General features: G+C 41.6%; 16 protein-coding genes. 7 read left to right on the top strand and 9 right to left on the bottom strand.

Annotation, left to right across the window (positions count from 1 at the left end):
- The first annotated feature begins 215 nt into the window (after window positions 1-215).
- The 7 genes from AC3IRX_RS04130 to sucD all read left to right on the top strand — a co-directional run bounded on the left by AC3IRX_RS04130 (window position 216) and on the right by sucD (window position 6,987).
- Window positions 216-971, top strand: coding sequence for a LuxR C-terminal-related transcriptional regulator (locus AC3IRX_RS04130; RefSeq protein ID WP_489211201.1), 756 nt, complete (start codon window positions 216-218; stop codon window positions 969-971).
- Window positions 972-1,121: 150 nt separating this feature from the next.
- Complete coding sequence (lpxD, locus tag AC3IRX_RS04125) at window positions 1,122-2,156, top strand: UDP-3-O-(3-hydroxymyristoyl)glucosamine N-acyltransferase (protein WP_489211200.1); 1,035 nt, start codon at window positions 1,122-1,124, stop codon at window positions 2,154-2,156.
- Complete coding sequence (locus tag AC3IRX_RS04120; RefSeq protein ID WP_489211199.1) at window positions 2,149-3,546, top strand: bifunctional UDP-3-O-[3-hydroxymyristoyl] N-acetylglucosamine deacetylase/3-hydroxyacyl-ACP dehydratase; 1,398 nt, start codon at window positions 2,149-2,151, stop codon at window positions 3,544-3,546. The genes lpxD and AC3IRX_RS04120 overlap by 8 nt, the downstream gene beginning before the upstream one ends.
- 2 nt (window positions 3,547-3,548) lie before the next feature.
- Window positions 3,549-4,337, top strand: a complete 789-nt coding sequence (gene lpxA / locus AC3IRX_RS04115) for an acyl-ACP--UDP-N-acetylglucosamine O-acyltransferase (RefSeq protein WP_489211198.1) — start codon at window positions 3,549-3,551, stop codon at window positions 4,335-4,337.
- 43 nt (window positions 4,338-4,380) lie between these two features.
- Window positions 4,381-4,944 (top strand): elongation factor P, encoded by a 564-nt coding sequence (efp, locus tag AC3IRX_RS04110; protein WP_489211197.1) that lies wholly within the window; start codon window positions 4,381-4,383, stop codon window positions 4,942-4,944.
- A 132-nt stretch (window positions 4,945-5,076) separates the two neighbouring features.
- A complete protein-coding gene (locus tag AC3IRX_RS04105) occupies window positions 5,077-5,979 on the top strand; it encodes an LpxD N-terminal domain-containing protein (RefSeq protein WP_489211196.1) in 903 nt (300 codons plus the stop codon).
- 135 nt (window positions 5,980-6,114) lie between these two features.
- Entirely contained in the window at window positions 6,115-6,987 is an 873-nt protein-coding gene (gene sucD / locus AC3IRX_RS04100) for a succinate--CoA ligase subunit alpha (RefSeq protein ID WP_489211195.1), read from the top strand.
- A gap of 146 nt (window positions 6,988-7,133) precedes the next feature.
- On the opposite strand, the gene AC3IRX_RS04095 is transcribed toward sucD, so the two are convergent.
- The 9 genes from AC3IRX_RS04095 to pyrF all read right to left on the bottom strand — a co-directional run bounded on the left by AC3IRX_RS04095 (window position 7,134) and on the right by pyrF (window position 18,058).
- The gene (locus AC3IRX_RS04095) at window positions 7,134-7,991 is read right to left on the bottom strand and encodes an urea transporter (protein ID WP_489211194.1); all 858 of its coding nucleotides are present in this window, start codon (window positions 7,989-7,991) and stop codon (window positions 7,134-7,136) included.
- A gap of 72 nt (window positions 7,992-8,063) precedes the next feature.
- Window positions 8,064-9,383 (bottom strand): ABC transporter permease, encoded by a 1,320-nt coding sequence (locus AC3IRX_RS04090; RefSeq protein ID WP_489211193.1) that lies wholly within the window; start codon window positions 9,381-9,383, stop codon window positions 8,064-8,066.
- A gap of 9 nt (window positions 9,384-9,392) precedes the next feature.
- Entirely contained in the window at window positions 9,393-10,304 is a 912-nt protein-coding gene (locus AC3IRX_RS04085; RefSeq protein WP_489211192.1) for an ABC transporter ATP-binding protein, read from the bottom strand.
- Between the two features lie 241 nt (window positions 10,305-10,545).
- On the bottom strand, window positions 10,546-10,902 hold the full coding sequence (locus AC3IRX_RS04080) for a bleomycin resistance protein (RefSeq protein WP_489211191.1): 357 nt from the start codon (window positions 10,900-10,902) through the stop codon (window positions 10,546-10,548).
- A 13-nt stretch (window positions 10,903-10,915) separates the two neighbouring features.
- Entirely contained in the window at window positions 10,916-11,911 is a 996-nt protein-coding gene (gene dusB / locus AC3IRX_RS04075; RefSeq protein ID WP_489211190.1) for a tRNA dihydrouridine synthase DusB, read from the bottom strand.
- Window positions 11,912-12,024: 113 nt separating this feature from the next.
- Window positions 12,025-14,844: an aminopeptidase gene (locus AC3IRX_RS04070; RefSeq protein ID WP_489211189.1), complete on the bottom strand. Its 2,820-nt coding sequence runs from the start codon at window positions 14,842-14,844 to the stop codon at window positions 12,025-12,027.
- Between the two features lie 337 nt (window positions 14,845-15,181).
- Window positions 15,182-15,751 (bottom strand): YceI family protein, encoded by a 570-nt coding sequence (locus AC3IRX_RS04065; protein WP_489211188.1) that lies wholly within the window; start codon window positions 15,749-15,751, stop codon window positions 15,182-15,184.
- 95 nt (window positions 15,752-15,846) lie between these two features.
- Window positions 15,847-16,551: a DsbA family oxidoreductase gene (locus tag AC3IRX_RS04060; RefSeq protein WP_489211187.1), complete on the bottom strand. Its 705-nt coding sequence runs from the start codon at window positions 16,549-16,551 to the stop codon at window positions 15,847-15,849.
- Between the two features lie 148 nt (window positions 16,552-16,699).
- Window positions 16,700-18,058, bottom strand: a complete 1,359-nt coding sequence (pyrF, locus tag AC3IRX_RS04055) for an orotidine-5'-phosphate decarboxylase (RefSeq protein ID WP_489211186.1) — start codon at window positions 18,056-18,058, stop codon at window positions 16,700-16,702.
- Window positions 18,059-18,120 lie beyond the last annotated feature (62 nt).

Raw genomic sequence — 18,120 nt, 5'->3', positions numbered from 1 at the left:
CGCTTTCCTAGAAAAAAGTTTCCCTCCTTTTTTTTGATTGCATTGAGATTTTAAAAAACCCTTGTCGATAGGGGTGAAATCAGTGAATTAGACGATTGTTATCTTATCTCAAAATTGATTGAGAATAAGGTGGTGAATATTGTGTATATTTACCACAAACTACTAAAAGATTTGTTTTGTGTAAAAACAAATCAAAACTAAAAACTCTTTTTGCCGTGGACGAAATTAAAAAATTAGCGAAGATTTGGGATTCCATTCCGAATTCGAGAAGTCAAGACGTGGAATTGTCAGTCAAGCAAATTGTCAAGAAGTATTTGGATCTATTTCATTTCGGGGATTACTTCTATGCGGTGTTCAACACCCAAACCACGCAAATGGAATTTGTGGATCCAGGGATTGAGAAGATTTTAGGCCTACAGCCGAGCGAGTTCACCTTAGAATGGGTCCTTAGAAACTTGCATGAGGAGGACAGTCCCTATTACTTTCATTACGAGAAAAGCGCCGTTAAGTTTTTCAGATCCCTTAATAAGGAGCTTTTCTTCAAATATAAGTTCTCCTATGATTACCGACTTCGAACGAAAGAAGGTACTTACAAAAGAGTCTTACAACAAGTTGTTCCCGTCTATTATTTTCCAGAGGGAGGAGCTAGAACCCTTGCTATCTTTACGGATCTAACCCACTTAAATATTACAGGTATTCCTAAGCTTTCTTTTATCGGAATGGACTCGGCGCCTTCGTTTTACAATGTGCATCTGGCGGAGCATTTTAGTCCTCAAGACTGCCTTTTCTCGCCTCGGGAAAAGGAGATTTTAGGGTTTGTTATTCAAGGGCATACCAGCCAAACCATTGCGGATAGACTCTGTCGCAGTGTTCACACCGTAAGAACACACCGAAAAAATATTCTTGAAAAGTCAGGCTGCAGTTCGCTTCAAGAACTAGTAGCACGCTCCGTGCGTGAGGGTTGGATTTAAGTTCGAAAGCTAGAAAAGCCTTTTTTTGCATCATTCTAGACCTAGGATGAAGAACTTTAGGGTTGAATAGGGAAGAAAAATAGCTTTAGATCGATAGAATCCATCAAATAAGAACAAAGACTATTTCATATTTTTCTATCTTTGCACGATATGGAATTTACCGCATCCCAAATTGCAGAAATTATAGGTGGTCGAATCATCGGTGATAAGGACACTGTAATTAATGGAGTATCTCCGATCGAAAGGGGAGAAAGAGGGCATTTGTCCTTTGTTGCTCAGGAGAAATTTGCACCTTATTTGCAATCGACCGACTGCGCGGTTTTGATTGTTTCAAACAAATTAATTGACGATACTGTAGCGTATCCTTTCACGATTATTGCTGTGGAGGATGCTTACTTGTCTTTTCAAGTTCTGATGAATCTTTACCAAAAGCTTCAAAAAAGAAAAGAAGGGATTGAGGAAGGCTCTAGCATTGACCAAAGCGCTGTGCTGGGTGAAGATGTTTACATCGGAGCCTTTACGTATTTAGCCGAAAAGGTGAAGGTAGGGGACGGGACTCAGATTTTCCCGCATGTCTATGTGGGTCAACACGTGAAAATCGGGAAAAACTGCCAGATCTTTTCTGGAGTTAGAATCTATGATTATTGCGTGATTGGAGACAATACAATCATTCATTCCAATACCGTAATTGGTTCGGACGGGTTCGGCTTTCAGCCGACGAAGGAGGGGTATCAAAAAATTCCTCAATTAGGAAATGTGGTGATTGAAAACCATGTCGAAATTGGAGCGAACTGCACCATTGACCGAGGAACCATTGGATCCACGATCATTGGAGAGGGAACCAAAATTGACAATTTAATTCAAATTGCGCACAACGTAAAAATTGGAAAACATAACGTAATTGCTGCCCAGGCAGGAATTGCAGGCTCGACGACTCTTGGCGATTGGAACATGATCGGAGGACAAGTGGGAGTCGTAGGCCATATACAGATAGGAAATAAAGTAAGTGTTCAGGCCCAGAGCGGGGTGAACTCGAGTACGCAGGATGGAGAAGTTCTTTATGGATCTCCGGCCATTTCTGCGGGGGACTTTAGACGTAGCTACGTCCATTTTAAGAATTTACCGCAGCTAGCCAAACGAATCGAAGAGCTAGAGGCGAACTCAAACGATAGGACTAATGACTGACATGCAAAAAACCCTGAAAAGTGAAGTCTCACTCTCAGGTATCGGTTTACATACCGGTAGTGAAGTAAAACTAACCATTAAGCCCGCGAGAGAAAATACGGGATTCGTGTTTGTAAGAACCGATCTCGAAGGGCACCCTCAGGTAGAAGCAGACGTAAACTACGTGACGACGACCGAGAGAGGCACTACTCTTGAAAAACTAGGAGTTCGTATTCATACCTGCGAGCATTTGCTAGCTGCCTTAGTGGGCTGCGATGTGGACAACGCGTATTTGGAACTCTCAAGCGCAGAGCCGCCCATTATGGACGGGTCTTCTAAATTTTTTGTAGAAGCGATCGAAAAGGCGGGGATTGAGGAGCAAAACGTGGCTCGTGAATACTTCGTGGTGAAAGAAGTTCTTAGTTTTACCTGTCCAAGTACAGGCTCTGAACTGACCATTATTCCTTCAGACACCTATGAAATCACCACCATGGTGGATTTTGGAACTAAAGTACTCGGTACTCAAAATGCTACGCTTAAAGATATTTCTGAATTCAAAGAAGAAATCTCAGAAGCGAGAACCTTTAGCTTCCTGCATGAACTTGAAATGCTCATGGACGCAGGTCTTATCAAAGGAGGGGATTTATCCAATGCCATTGTGTATGTGGACAAAGAACTTACGAAAGAGACTTCCGATAAACTTAAAAAAGCCTTTGGGAAAGAGGATGTCGCCATCCGTCCCAATGGGATCTTAGACAATCTAACCCTTAAGTACCCGAACGAAGCGGCGCGCCATAAACTTTTGGACGTCATTGGAGATTTAGCCCTTACCGGGGTAAGACTGAAAGGGAAAGTGATTGCGAACAAACCCGGACACTTCGTGAACACGCAGTTTGCCAAGAAACTTAACCGTCAATGGAAACTCATGAGAAAAAAGAACGTGCCTGATTTTGATTTAACAAAACCTCCTGTTTTTGATATCAACGGGATTATGAAACTTCTTCCGCACCGTCCACCATTTTTATTGGTAGACCGCATTATGGAGCTTTCAGATTCGCACGTGGTGGGTGTGAAGAACATCACGATGAATGAGCCTTTCTTTGTGGGGCATTTCCCAAAAGAACCGGTCATGCCAGGCGTTCTTCAAATTGAAGCGATGGCACAAACTGGAGGAATCCTTGTGCTCGCAAACGTTCCAGATCCAGAAAACTATTCAACGTACTTTGTCAAAATTGACAAAGTCAAATTCAAACGCAAAGTCATTCCTGGAGATACTCTTATTTTCAAGATTGAACTCATAGAGCCGATTCGTCGCGGTATTGTACATATGCAAGGTTACGGGTATGTCGGCGATTCAGTCGCCGTCGAAGCCGAACTTATGGCCCAGGTGGCACGTAACAAAACAGATTAAGCATGGTACATCAATTAGCTGCGGTCGATAAAAGGGCCAAAATTGGAAAAAATGTCATTGTCGAACCCTTTACGACCATTGCAGGCGATGTTGAAATTGGAGAAGGCACTTGGATTGGCCCCAATGTCACCATTATGAACGGCGCAAGAATCGGGAAAGATTGTCGAATTTTTCCAGGATCCGTTATTGCGGCCATTCCACAAGATTTAAAATTTGAAGGAGAAGACTCCTACGTCTATATTGGAGATCGAACTACGATCCGAGAATGTGTCACGGTCAATAGAGGAACCAAAGCTCTTGGACATACGAAGCTAGGGACGGATTGCCTTATTATGGCCACCACGCACATTGCGCATGACTGCGTCATTGGAGATCACGTGGTGATTGTCAATGGCTGCGGAATCGCAGGGCATGTGGAAATTGGAGACCATACCGTCATGGGCGGATTGTCTGCAATTCACCAATTTTGCAAAGTGGGAAAGCACGTGATGATTGCCGGAGGAACCCTCGTAAGAAAGGACATTCCCCCGTACGTAAAAGTAGCAAGAGAACCGATGAGCTATGCGGGAATTAATTCCGTAGGGCTTCGTCGTAGAGGCTATAGTAACGATAAGATTTTTGAAATTCAAAAAATCTTCCGTTACATCTTCCAAATGAAGACCAACGTGACTCAGGCGATGAGCCAGATTGAAAAGGAAATGCTTCCGACCGCAGAGCGCGATGAAATCCTTGAATTTGTCCGCAACTCTCCAAGAGGAATTGTAAGAGGATACGGGACGGGGAAAGACTAAAGAACTAAGATTTAGACAACGTAATATACATTCGAAATTATAAATGGCAACAACAGCTGACATTAGAAAAGGTCTTTGCATCGAATTTAGCAATGACATCTACAAGGTAATCGAGTTCTTGCACGTGAAGCCAGGGAAAGGTCCTGCTTTCGTGAGAACCAAACTTAAATCCGTAACCAGTGGAAAAGTACTTGACAATACGTTTTCAGCGGGACACAAAATTGAAGAAGTAAAGGTAATTACACGTAAGTACCAATACCTTTATGAAGATGACAATGGATTTCACTTCATGAACAACGACGATTTTTCTCAAATCTACATTGACAAAGAAATGATCGACAATGCGCAGTTCATGAAAGCAGGAGAGGAGGTGATGATCATTCTGAAAGAATCGGATGAATCTCCTCTATCGGCTGAACTTCCCCCTTCTGTGATTTTGGAAGTGGTAGAAGCGGATCCAGGTGTGAAAGGAAACACGGCGACCAATGCCCTTAAAAATGCAATCGTAGAAACAGGAGCTCGTATTAACGTTCCCCTTTTCATCGAACCCGGAGATAAAATTAAAGTCTCTACAGAAGACGGTTCTTACCAAGAACGCGTCAAGTAAAAAATACCAAATCAAAGGCCTTTCCTCTTTAAAAGAGCAAAGGCTTTTGGTTTTTTAAGACCTTTACTTTTTTAGCGCTCCTTATTTAAAAGAGAAGGAAAAAGGCGCTACTTTTTGCTATATACCTAAACGATGCGATTTGAATCTGTACAAACCCTAGAAACCATTGCTGAGCTCATAGGAGCCCAAGCCATCGGAGATCCTAAGTTTCCCATTCTGGGAACCAATGAAATTCACCGCGTAATCGAAGGTGAAATTGTCTTTGTGAACCACCCTAAATACTACGACAAAGCTCTAAATTCAAGAGCAAGTGTAGTTTTAATCGATAAAGAGGTCGAGGTGCCTGAGGGCAAAGCGATTCTCGTTTCGAAGGATCCTTTTGGAGACTTTAACCTCATTAATGAGCATTTCTCTACCCTTACTCATTTTCAAGAGAAAGCGGATAAGCAAACCCTAGGAGAAGATAGTTTTGTCCATAGCTCGGTTGTAATCGGAAACGACGTACAAATCGGAAAGGGTTGCTATATTAGTCCAAATGTGGTCATCGGAGACGGAACGCGAATCGGAGATTATGTTCGCATTGGAGCCGGAACGGTTTTAGGAGGGGATGCCTTTTATTACCGGAAAACAGCGGAGGGTCATGAACGGCTAAAATCCGTAGGAAACATTCGTATTGAAGATGGAGTTGAGATCGGAAACTTGTGTACCATTGACCGAGGCGTCACAGACACGACGATTATTGGAAGGGGCAGCGTTTTAGACAATCAAATTCAAATAGGGCACGATACCGTGATTGGCAAAAAAGTTCTTATTGCGGCCCAAGTCGGAATTGCAGGTTGCTGCATTATCGAAGACGAGGTGAGTATTTGGGGACAGGTAGGAATGGCCTCAGGCGTTCATGTGGAGAAAGGAACCGTCATTTTAGGGCAAACGGGAGTAAACCAAAGTCTTAAGAAAGGGACCTATTTTGGACCCCTTGCGACCGAGTTCAAAGACTACCTTCGCAAAGAAGTCAAAGTAAAAAATCTAAAGTAAAAATACTCTGCTTGCCCTAGGTCAAAGGGCATGCGCAAACGAAAAGAAAATTACTGAATTTAATTTTTTTTACCTCGGTAAGATTAAGTAAATTTGTAAGCATTAAAACGTTATAACAAAATAAATCAAATAACAATGTCAGTACTAGTAAACAAAGACTCTAAGGTAGTTGTACAAGGATTTACAGGGAACGAGGGAACTTTCCACGCGTCTCAGATGATTGAATACGGAACCCAAGTCGTAGGGGGTGTAACTCCAGGAAAAGGAGGCTCTGAACACTTAGGTAAGCCGGTTTTCAATACCGTTGCAGAATCTGTAGAAAAAGCAGGAGCAAACGTATCCATTATTTTTGTACCGCCCGCATTCGCAGCAGACGCTATTATGGAAGCGGCAGAAGCAGGAATTAAAGTCATTGTATGTATTACAGAAGGAATTCCAGTGGCTGACATGGTAAAAGTAAAATCTTACATCGCAGACCGCGATGCAAGACTTATCGGTCCTAACTGTCCAGGAATTATTACTTCGGATGAAGCGAAAATCGGAATTATGCCAGGTTTCGTTTTCAAAAAAGGAAAAGTAGGAATTGTTTCAAAATCTGGAACTTTAACTTATGAAGCAGCAGACCAAGTAGTAAAAGCAGGATACGGAGTATCCACTGCGATCGGAATTGGGGGTGACCCAATTATCGGAACAACTACGAAAGAAGCTCTTGAACTTTTCATTAACGACCCAGAAACAGAAGCAGTAGTGATGATCGGTGAAATTGGAGGTTCTCTTGAAGCAGAAGCAGCTCGTTGGTACAAAGAAAGCGGATCTAAGAAACCTGTAGTAGGTTTCATCGCAGGTCAAACGGCTCCAAAAGGAAGAACGATGGGTCACGCAGGTGCAATCGTTGGAGGAGACGAAGACACCGCACAAGCGAAGATGGAAATCATGAGAGCAAACGGTATTACCGTAGTAGACTCTCCTGCAGACATTGGAGTGACAGTAGCAAAAATCTTAGGATAATCGAATCCTATTTCAATACATAAAAATGAGCGATCCATTGGTTCGCTCATTTTGTTTTGAAAACAGAAAGGTTGACTAGAGGTTTTTGCTGATTTATCAATTTCAGTCTATAAAGATGTGATTTTTTCACATCTTCCTAGGGAATCCTAAACTAGCGGCGCTAAAGGAGTAGATTTGTTTTGGAAGGATTTGAGTTTTAGAACCATCCAAGTACTTAGTATAAAAGGAACGGTTAGCGTAATAATCCCTGATTTAGCAAGTCCGATATTTAAAAGTACGGATAGAAGCGTTGCGATGGAAATCCAAACAAATGAGCTTCGTTTTGAATCGGCAAGTGCAATTGCACAAAGAATCGCATTGTATCCCATTAAGCCCGCGTTAAGCCCCGATATAGGTTCTCTTAGGAGCAGTGCAATTAAAGTCCCTAAAATCGCTGCGTAGAGTCCATATAGAGCGGAAGTTTTTGAGTTAAGTAAAAGACCAAGAAGAAAGAGAATTCCGGTCACACTGTTTTCTTGAAATAAAACTTGTCCAAAGCTTTTCGCTGTGGCAGTGAATAGATCGAGTGGCGTGTCTAATGGCAGTGGAAAGGCAAGCAGTGGAATCTTAAATAGAAAGAGAAGCACGGCCATTGAAATCCATGTCACAAGCACAAAAGGTGCGGTATATGGGGGGATAACTTTCTTTAGGTAAAAGCTTAGTGGTGTGGTAAGAGCTGCTCCAACGATTAGCACAGATACGGTGGTAAATGTAAATCCAAAAAAGTACCCAATCGCAATTCCGGTTAGAGCTCCGTTAAATCCATACAGTCCCTCACGAATATCCTCTTTTGAATACCCTAAAAGTTGAGCGGTACTTGTACTCAAAAGGGTTCCTACCACTGCGGCGGCGGCTAATTGGGGGGCGCTATATAGAACTCCCAAAAGAAACAAAAGCCCAGAATAGCTATTGTTTTGGAACATAATCTGCCCGAGTCCTCTCAGAATAGATTTAAGATAAGTCATAGCACGTCGCTCGATCTAATTTTTATAAAAAAGGGTCTAAGGTAGAAGACTCGCTCCTTAAACGGTTCTAGACTAGCTTCGAATCCATTTCCAGATTTCTTTTAGAGTGGCTTTGTTTCCGTACATAAGGACTCCCACTTTATAAATCTTAGATGCAATAAAGACCATTCCCACTGCGGAAATAGCGAGAAGTACAAGCGAGAGAGCAATTTCCCAAAGGGGAACTCCAAACGGGATTCTTGCAATCATAGCGACAGGGGAAGTAAACGGAATCATGGATAACCAAAAGGACAGAGGTCCTTCCGGGTTGTTCAGAATCGTTACACTTCCGTACATACCAATGGTAAGGGGAAGAATAGCAAAGAGCGTAAACTGCTGAGTCTCGGTTTCGTTATCCACTGCGGATCCAATCGCCGCGTACATGGCGCTGTAGAAAATGTATCCTAAAAGGAAGAATAAGATAAAGACGGTAATAATGAGAGGGAAATTTAAACTTAAGAGAGTATTGGAAACTTCACCTGCCAAAAGTTTTAGATCCAGTCCTTTGGTGAGTGCTTCACTTTCTGCTCCTCCCATCGGTAAATTCCCGCTCAATGCACTAAAGCCTGTGTTTAAAATGAGGGCAGCAATGATGGACATAGTGATCCAGACCACAAACTGCGTTAAGGCTACGAGCGTAACCCCAAAGATCTTCCCTAGCATCAAATCAAAAGGTTTGACTGATGAGATGATGATTTCGACAACTCGGTTGTTTTTTTCTTCCAAAACACTCCGCATGACACGAACTCCGTAGATGATGATAAACATAAAGATAACGTACATGAGGACCATGCTTAGTCCGTATTTAACGCCGAAGTTTAAATCGCTGTCCTGTGAATTTTGATCCACCACATTTTGTAGTTTCAAATTGAAACCTTTGTCAAGGTTGTCAATTTGAGTATCGCTAAGGCCTAAGTCCTTGATTTTTTGTTCACGAATCAGACTTTCCAAATCCCTTTGGATCTTGGATTTGGTGTCCATTCCTATTTTCTTATTCGTGAGAAGAACGGCGTCCTTTTCAAGGTTTTCAAGGGATTCATTACTCACGGGAGGAAGGATCAAAAGTCCGTCCATGTCCTCGGCCTCTTTTAAAAGCACTTTCATTTGCGCCTCTGTGCCAGGGTCTAGAAAGAGGTAAGTGACCGTTTCATTCGATTTTAAATATTCCTGAAACACTCCACTCTTGTCAATTACATTAATCTTGGAGTTGGATTTGTTGGCATTTACCATCACTCCGATTAAAACGCCAAAGGCCACCAAGATGAGAGGGGCGAAAAGGGTCAAAAGGATAAAGGACTTCTTTTTAACTTGGGTTAGGTATTCCCGTTTGGTGATCAGAAGGATGTTCTTCATTGGGCTTATTTAAGAGGGATCGCTTACAGCGTTAATAAATACTTCGTTCATGCTTGGGATTTTCTCATCAAAGGTTCGAATTTTCCCAATGGGTAGTAGCGCTTCAATCAGCGCGTTTTGACTGGTTCCTCCTTCGAGTTCAAAAGAGTAGAGGTCGTGGTCAAGTCGCAAATTGGAAAGAGGGTGGCTCAACTTAAAAGCTTCCAATTTCTCTTTTTCCACGTCACTTAAAGTGACAGAGAAAATGTTCTTTTTAAACTGTTCGCGAACTTGGAAAATCTTTCCGTCAAGCACTTTCTTTGAATTGTGAATGAGAGCGACAGAGTCGCAGAGTTCTTCTACACTTTCCATTCGGTGAGTTGAGAGAATAATCGTGGTTCCCTGCTCTTTCAAATATAGAATTTGATCTTTAATTAAATTGGCGTTCACTGGATCAAATCCGGAGAAGGGTTCGTCTAGGATGAGGAGTTTAGGTCTATGCAAAACGGTCACTACGAACTGAAGTTTCTGCGCCATTCCTTTTGATAGTTCGGAGAGCTTCTTTTTCCACCACTGTTCCATGCCGAGTTTTTCAAACCAAAACTTGGCTTGGTTTAAGGCATCGGCGCGGCTCATTCCCTTAAGTTCTCCAAAATAGAGGAGCTGATCTCCAAGAGTCATGTTCTTATAGAGCCCTCTTTCTTCGGGCATGTAACCAATCTTTGAAATATGATGAGGAGATAATCGTTCTCCTTCAATAAAAATCTCACCTGAATCCGGGGCTAAGATTTGATTGATAATCCGGATAAATGTAGTTTTTCCAGCACCGTTAGGTCCTAGTAGGCCGTAAATGCTGCCTTCAGGCACATCTATACTGAAATCCTGTAGGGCGGTTTTCTTTCCGGCTTGGTATGTTTTCGTAACGTGGGTTGCTTTTAGCATCGAAATACGAGTTTAAAATATGGAATCACAAGATCGCAAAAATACTTTACATACAGAAGTCAAAATGGGGATTTTACGTCCTTCTACCAAATGTTTTGGATCCAATTTCGAAGGTATCATTGGGATGAATTCTTGACTTTATGAGGCTTTTTGCGCGAGTGATTTTATGGGTTTTTTTCTAGTCCAATACGTCTTGAAATAAGCGTATTTGTTACAAGACCTTTGCCTTGAAAGAGACTTGTTATACGCGCTGCCCAAAGGTGAGGAGTGTATGATCCGGATCGAGTAGAGAAAACTCTTTTACGCCCCAAGGTTTGGTTTGTAAAGGTCCGTTTGGATGGATTGCAATGTTCCTTTCTAAAAAAGATTTGTAAAGCAAATCGATGTCACTTACTCGAAGGTAGATTTGTGCATAGTTCTCAAGGGGATCAAGCGCTTCGAATAAAAAGAAATGAAGTTCCACTTGGTCTTTTTTGAGCATTAAATAATCGGGATACTCAGGTCCTCCCACAGGCTCAAACCCTAATTCCTTCACATAATAATGGAAGGTGATCTCTCGATTCCGCATAGGTAGTTTCGGATGGACTTCAGTTAGCATAAACGTATTCTTCTTAGTTCGTAAGCTGAAATTCTTTGTAGAAATGAGCCGCTTCAAATATCACTTCGTCCATTTCTTCGAGGGTGTACGCCTCCAAGAATTTTCGACGAAAATCCTTAAAGTGAGGGATTCCTCTAAAGTAGTTGCTATAATGCTGACGCATTTCCACCATACCAGTGCGTTCTCCTTTCCACTCAATGCTCCACTCCGCATGTTGACGAACGGCTTCGAGTCGCTCTGTGATGGTAGGAGGCGTAAGGATTTCTCCTGTTTTGAAATAATGCTTGATTTCATTGAAGATCCAAGGGTAGCCAATGGCTCCTCTTCCAATCATGACGCCATCACAGTTGTATTTTTCTTTGTATTCTTTTGCTTTGGGACCCGAATCAATATCGCCGTTTCCAAAAATAGGGATTTCAATATCGTTGTGGTTCTTGATTTGAGAAATGTAATTCCAATCCGCCTCACCTTTATACATTTGCGAACGCGTTCTTGCATGAATAGTCAGTGCTTTAATCCCCGCATCTTGCAAACGTAGGGCGACTTCCCCAATGTTAATGGAATCAAAGTCCCATCCCAGTCTTGTTTTTACGGTCACAGGCAAATGTGTGGATTTAACGACAGCCTCAGTAAGTCGTACCATCAAATCAATGTCCTTTAAAACGCCTGCTCCGGCTCCTTTGGTTACCACTTTTTTTACCGGACATCCAAAATTAATGTCCACTAAATCCGGTTCTACGGCTTCTACAATTTTCGCAGAAAGTGCCATGGCTTCTTCATCTCCTCCAAAGATTTGAATGCCGACAGGCCTTTCGTAGTCGAAGATGTCAAGCTTTTTCTTGCTTTTCATGGCATCCCGAATCAATCCCTCCGAGGAAATAAACTCCGAATACATAAGGTCTGCTCCATGCATCTTGCAAAGTCTACGGAAGGGAGGATCGCTTACGTCCTCCATAGGAGCAAGAAGAAGAGGGTAGTCGGGAAGTTGAATAGGGCCTATGTTTACCATGCTGCAAAAATACAAAATATCGACTTAAGTATAGGCAAAAGAGTCTGCAAGCAAATTAGGGTGAAAAAAGTGGCCAAGGAGAAGGCGAAAGCGGATTGTGAGATCCCCTTCAATTAGTACCAACCTTTTCGGAAATGGCTCGTAAGTGCGCTTAAGTTCAGAATTAGGGTGAATCGAATTCGCTTCCCGTAATTGTCTAGTGAAGGTTCAAAGCCTAGAGAGGATTGAAGAGGGAAGTACACTTCAAGGAAATCAGGAATGACTTTTAGTTTCACTCCAGAATCCCAAATGAACTCCTCACTTTGTCCCTTGTTCTTATACACTCCTGCATCGGCATATAGGTTGAAAAGTTTCCAAATATGGGCATCGACTCCCACACTTGAGATCCAGCGGTTGACCGGTTCCCCTACATGGGATTTAAAGCCCCCCTCGGCCTGTACATACTGTTGAGAGAGAATCCCTTCGGTTGCACTCTGACCAAGCAGGCTATAATTGAAGGCATAATTAGAAACCCGAGAGACTCCAAAATCAAAAAGATTGTTTCTTGCTTCGTTTTTGAAAAACACCCCACCAAACCAGCGGAAACTTATTTTTTTGTTTTGAGCATATTCCCAGCGGTAATAGCCTTCTGCCGATAGCTTTTGAAAATCATTCATTAGCTGAAGGCTCGAGCCAAAGGAAATTTCATGAATGATTTTTTTGTCGTTGTATCCGTAGCCTAAACTCCAAAGACCGTAGCGGTCGTATTCTCCTTTTGCGATTAATTCGGGAGTAAGATCTTTTTCGAAATGGCTGAAAGAGAAATAAAGAGCTCTATTAATATCGCTTCGTAAGACCTTTGAGAAATTAAGTGTGGAGGCTATGCTAATCTTTTTGTACGCCAAATCGTAATCGTAATGGAAGTACGAGGCACTGGCCCCAATTTCCAAGTTTTGGAAAAAGGCATCTTGCGGTCGGAAACGATAAGAGAGGGCTCCGGAACCTGCAAACGTGTTGGTTCCTGTACTGAAATAGGGAGAAAGGGAGTATTGGAATGGCTGGTCAAAAAGGGACTTGTTTTTAAATCCAATCCCTAACAGCACTTTGTCGTAAGCGTTAAAGGTTACTTTTGGACTCAGATAAATTTCGTTGTATTCTGGATCCGGAATGTCAGGAAGTAATTTAAATTTAATCCGTTTGGTATTGGCGAAAAGTCCTTTGGTGTAAATGTAATTGTCTCTATAGTTAGACTCGGGAAAGAGGTATTCGTCATTCACCGAGATTTTCTTTACCTCAGGACGAGGAATTAAATACTGGCCTTCGTTTCTTTTGGAAGAGGTGTCGTACCAAAAGGATTTTTTGTTTCCTTCAAAATCTTCTGAGGTAATTTGAATCGGCATTCCATACGAAGAGTTCTTTGTCACTTTCACCAAATAGCCTTCCGGTACTTTTTCAAATTTTTTCACCTTGAAATTCACCCGGTTGTTCTTATAGATGAAATCTTCAAGAAATGCGGATGAGTATCCTGTACGAATTGAGAGTTGATCTAAAAAGTCTATCGTGCTTAATAGAGTATCTGTGTTTTTGGAAAGATAAGTCCTTGTGAATTCTTCGAATTCATCCGTGCCCATTTTCTCAGCAATGAAATTAAACAGGCTGCCCGTCTCAAACTGGCTAATGGCCATGTCATTGAAGTTACTAAGCACAGGATAAGGCGTTCCTATTTTTTGATCTAAGTTCTTCGTTAGGATGTAGTGGTATCCAAGGCCGTAGCGCTCCGTAAGCTTAAGTTTAGCGGCCGTCAAGTAGCGAAGCGGATGGATCCCAAAAAGTTGAGCTTCTTGCGGTAGCTTTCCAATGAGTAGAGCATCTTTATAGTTCTCTTTCAAATATTGCATTTCCAGATAAGTCTGGAGTCCATTTTTAAACCAGTGGTCTTTGGATTTTTGAGTAATGGCCTCGCCCTGAAGGGCCTTCTTAGAAACCATGCTGAAATAGTCCAGATCGGTCTTTTCCATGTCCGAGAACATTTTGTAGCGAAATTTCCAGAACTTGATGTCATCAATTCCAAAGAAATCTTCTTTGGAGTAGAACTTGGGAGAGATAAAAACTTTGGAAGGAACGTGCCCTAATTTCTCGCCCAGAAAGTTTAAATGCACAGGAAGCAAATAATGGAGGGTCGAGAGCTGCTCTTTTTCAATTGGATAACCAAAAACGAAAGTCGTTTCACCGTAGCGGGAGCTTGATTGAAGCGTCGGCATGTCGTTTAGGGAGATTAAAAACTCGGGATCGTCTGCTAGTTTACCAGAAAAGACAAAGGAAGAATCCATTTCTTTTTTGAGGTTACTCTCGATTTGGTATCCTTGCGGAACTGATAAAGAAATCTTCCAGCTTTGACCGCCGCTTTGGGTTTGTTCCGTGTCGTTGAATCGCCTTGGTTCGGGATCTAACGTTTCAAACGTATTGGGAACTAAAAAGAAATATTTTAAAGCAAGCGTGCTCTCGGAGGTTCCATATCCTGTCAACTTAATGGAGGGAAGGGAAAGCGTGTATTTTAAGCGTAGAGTGATTCTTTCTCCAGGAGCTAAAGGACTTGAAAGAGGAATTTTTAAGTTTTCCTCGTTAAGCTCTTTCAGGGAAAGAGAATCGTTAATCACTAGGGAAGTAAGGGACCCTAAATCTTCTTTCTTTGCAAAGTAGAGCTGCTTTTGTCTGTCTTCAATTTTTCGGGTAGCGAGAGAAGTGCCTTCGTTTCTGTAGGCGGCAATCCAGTTCAGCAGTTCGACTTCGGAAATAGGATGGGGGAACTTATTGGTATAGTACAGTTCTTGCTCTACTTCGAGATCTTTTAAATTCTCGTTTAGGCTCGCGCGAATCACAAGGCTATCGCCCTGTGCAAAACTCCAAAAGGGAAGTAGCAAAAAATAGAAAATTAAATGCGCGTGTTTCATCATGAGTGCAAAGCAGTCTCAAATATAGTTGTTTGCACTGAACTGCAAAATAAAAGTCAATAAAAAGTATTTTTCTCATACCATTTACTTCTTTGTTTAATTTTATTAAATAACTAATATATAGTACTATACGTTTAATTATGAAGTCCGAAGATTGAGATAAAATACCTAGGAGTAGGTACTGTTTTTTTAATTAGTTCACCAAGTTGAATCATTCCGACACACAGTTCAATGAATATAGGATGAGGATAAGGCGTTGTGATTGTATTTTAGGACAAAACAAAAGAAGTAGCGGCATTTCTGCCGCTACTCCCCTTAAACAATTTTTAAAAAATCGGATTTATTTTTCTTTAAGCTCAAAGTCTCCTTTGATTCTTACTAGATCAGAAACCATCGCTTCAGGGAATTTGGTTCCTACGCCAAAGTCAGATCTTTTCAAGGTTCCAAGAACTTGGTATCCGTGAACGGTTTTCTTGTTTGATTCTGTTGAACCTCTGTAGATAAGAGTTAGTTTCACTGGTTTCGTTACTCCATGCATAAGCAAGTTTCCATTAAGCTCGTAGTAATTTTTCTTTCCTGTTTTCTTTAAAGAGGTAGAGGTGAACGCCATGGTTGGGAAAGTGGCAACATCAAAAAAGTCTGCACTTTTTAAGTGGTTGTCTCTTGCCTCAATGTGCGTATTGATGCTAGATGGATCTACTTCAAACGTTAAAGTTGAATTTGCAAAGTTTTGCTCATCCGCTTGGATGGTAAGAGCCGCTTTGTCCATGTTTCCTGTAATGTCGTTAATTCCTAAGTGGATGACAGAGAACTGAATTCTAGAATGTGCAGGATCGCTTACAAGTGTTTTTTGAGCTGTAATACTAAGAGTGAATAGCATTAAAGCTATCATTGAAAACATCTTTTTCATAGGATTTATTTTTGAATTTGGTTTGTTATTGAATTTGATCAAAGATCGTTATTTTTTTTGAGTTAGAATCTGATAAGTGTCAGGTACTGTATTTTTTAGTCGCAATTTCCGTCGACTTCGCAGCTAGGGGAATTTCCTAAAATTTCAAGTCCTTTGTCTCCTTCCGAGAATTCTTTGTAGCTTTTTTCAAGCGCTTCTAAAAACATAGAAGGTTGCTGCGCCCCGGAGATTCCGTATTTGTCGTTTAAGATAAAGAAAGGAACCGCTCTTACCCCGATTTTGCGGGCTAACATTTCGTCCTCTTTGACTTTGTAGCGAAGTTCATCTGAATTTAAGGCCTCAATTACTTCCGCCTCTGAAAGTCCGACACGGGTTCCAATTTCAATTAAATCGCTTTCAGAATCAATGTTTTTACCTTCAAGGAATTGGGCGCTAAAAAGAGCTTCCTCCATTTCGCTAGCCAGGTTTTTTTGTTTTGCCAATTGGATTAAAAGGTGACCTTTTAAGGAGTTGGCGATTTTCTGAGTCGCGAACTCAAAATCAATTCCTACTTCCTTACCTGCGTTTTGCGCATAGGCATGCATTTGCTTTGCCTGTTCTAAAGACACGCCTTTTGCTTTTGAAAAGTATTCAAAAGGATCCACGTTTGGATCGGATTGTAAAGAAGGATCTAGTTGGAAGCTGTGCCATTCGATTTCAATGTCTTTTGCGTGCTCAAAGCTTTCTAGTGCTTTTTCGAATTTCTTTTTGCCTACATAGCAAAAAGGACATCGGATGTCACTAAATATGTTTACTTTCATTTGTATATGTGTTTTGATTTGGTGAGACAAAGATAAGAATAGAAAGTCCTTTATTTCCTTGACCTATGGTAAGAATTGTAAAGAAAAAATAGAAAAAGAGCAGCTCGGGGCTGCTCTTTGAATTTATTTTGAGTTTGTAGTTCTATTTCTACAAGCTTTCTTCGTAGTGTTTCCAACCTTCAATTTTGTATTCTAAGGCGGATTTTTCTGGGTTCTCGGCTTTATAAATTCCTCTTCCTACAATGATGAAATCCGTGTGAAGTTGTTTGAAGACATGCGCTGGCGTGTTGTACTGTTGGCCTTTTCCATCGCCTTTGCTCTGAAGGTTAACACCTGGCGTGAAAAGTAGAAGTTCACCTGGAAGCTGCGCTTGTGCGACCCCTCCAATTACATTTGGATGAGAAGCGGCAATCTTAGTGGCTTCTTCCCGGTAAGCTTTGTCCGTAAGTGTTCCTTGTGAAGACATGCCGATAATGGCAATGACTCCCGCACTGTGAAAATAATCTAGCGATGCGTAGCCTCCAATTAGTTGAGCGGTCACTAAATCCGCCCAATTGGAAATCTTATGCACTCCGTACGCATACTGAAGTTCTTGGGTACTTCCAATGTCCGCGAATTTTCGGTCTTCCATTAATAAGAAATTGTGCTTTGCAGCTAAATCGATTAAAGGAAGGATGGTCTTTTCGTATTCGAAGTCGGTCACGACATCCATATGGGTTTTTAACGCTACAATGTGAGGTCCTACTTTGTTCGCGAACTCGTGAAGCTCGTCGGTAGAAAGTAAATCCGCAGAAGCAATTAAATTGGATTTCTTCTCTATGGCAATTTCCAGTAGCCTTTGTGCTTTGGAGTGGGTAAGGCACTCTAGTTTAGATTCATAAGAGAGTCTTTTCGGAGCTTCAAAGGAAATGGTATTTCCTTTCAAAAAGTCTTGAATTCTCTCTACTTGCTCCTCATCTAGTTTTCCTTCTTCTTTTAAAATTTGACAAATCTCCGTAATGGTGAAAAGCGTGTGAACACGGTATCCTTTTTCTTCTAGGAGTTCTTTTCCTCCCTGCTCGCGGTCTAAAACCACGACAATGTCAGAGACTTTTAATCCGGCCTCTTCAATTTCTGGAATGGTTTCCAGAAGCGATTTACCGGAGGTAATCACATCTTCTACCAAGAGACAATTTTGTCCACGCTCGTAGAGACCTTCAATAAGCTGTTTGGTGCCATAGGCTTTGGCTTCTTTTCGTTTGATAATTAAAGGCAGGTAGCTCTCTAAGGACATAGCCGTCGCCATGGGCAATGCGGCGTAAGGCACTCCACAAATCAAATCGAATTCATCCAAAGGGACGATGTCCAGCATACGGGCGGCTAGATTTTTCAGGATTTTTGGATCGGAAGCAAGCGGGCGTAGATCTACATAAAAGGGACTTTCAATCCCGGATTTTAGGGTAAAACGGCCAAACTTTACAATTTGGTGCTTGTAGCACTCCAAAAAGAATTCTCTCTTGTCTGTCATTGTGTCAAAAAGGTTTGCACAAAGTTAAGTGAAAATCCCTAAAGACCCAAAGGTGCATTTCA

It is taken from the genome of Epilithonimonas sp. KH_059, assembly GCF_057838485.1.
This window is presented reverse-complemented; position numbering and strand designations above follow the sequence as displayed.

What these genes read in the sequence shown, in the direction of transcription:
- AC3IRX_RS04065 (WP_489211188.1), bottom strand. Translation starts at nt 15,751, where the DNA reads ATGAAAAAGATGTTTTCAATGATAGCTTTAATGCTATTCACTCTTAGT.
- sucD (WP_489211195.1), top strand. Translation starts at nt 6,115, where the DNA reads ATGTCAGTACTAGTAAACAAAGACTCTAAGGTAGTTGTACAAGGATTT.
- lpxA (WP_489211198.1), top strand. Translation starts at nt 3,549, where the DNA reads ATGGTACATCAATTAGCTGCGGTCGATAAAAGGGCCAAAATTGGAAAA.
- pyrF (WP_489211186.1), bottom strand. Translation starts at nt 18,058, where the DNA reads ATGACAGACAAGAGAGAATTCTTTTTGGAGTGCTACAAGCACCAAATT.
- AC3IRX_RS04060 (WP_489211187.1), bottom strand. Translation starts at nt 16,551, where the DNA reads ATGAAAGTAAACATATTTAGTGACATCCGATGTCCTTTTTGCTATGTA.
- efp (WP_489211197.1), top strand. Translation starts at nt 4,381, where the DNA reads ATGGCAACAACAGCTGACATTAGAAAAGGTCTTTGCATCGAATTTAGC.
- AC3IRX_RS04080 (WP_489211191.1), bottom strand. Translation starts at nt 10,902, where the DNA reads ATGCTAACTGAAGTCCATCCGAAACTACCTATGCGGAATCGAGAGATC.
- lpxD (WP_489211200.1), top strand. Translation starts at nt 1,122, where the DNA reads ATGGAATTTACCGCATCCCAAATTGCAGAAATTATAGGTGGTCGAATC.
- AC3IRX_RS04090 (WP_489211193.1), bottom strand. Translation starts at nt 9,383, where the DNA reads ATGAAGAACATCCTTCTGATCACCAAACGGGAATACCTAACCCAAGTT.
- AC3IRX_RS04105 (WP_489211196.1), top strand. Translation starts at nt 5,077, where the DNA reads ATGCGATTTGAATCTGTACAAACCCTAGAAACCATTGCTGAGCTCATA.
- AC3IRX_RS04070 (WP_489211189.1), bottom strand. Translation starts at nt 14,844, where the DNA reads ATGATGAAACACGCGCATTTAATTTTCTATTTTTTGCTACTTCCCTTT.
- AC3IRX_RS04095 (WP_489211194.1), bottom strand. Translation starts at nt 7,991, where the DNA reads ATGACTTATCTTAAATCTATTCTGAGAGGACTCGGGCAGATTATGTTC.
- AC3IRX_RS04085 (WP_489211192.1), bottom strand. Translation starts at nt 10,304, where the DNA reads ATGCTAAAAGCAACCCACGTTACGAAAACATACCAAGCCGGAAAGAAA.
- AC3IRX_RS04120 (WP_489211199.1), top strand. Translation starts at nt 2,149, where the DNA reads ATGACTGACATGCAAAAAACCCTGAAAAGTGAAGTCTCACTCTCAGGT.
- dusB (WP_489211190.1), bottom strand. Translation starts at nt 11,911, where the DNA reads ATGGTAAACATAGGCCCTATTCAACTTCCCGACTACCCTCTTCTTCTT.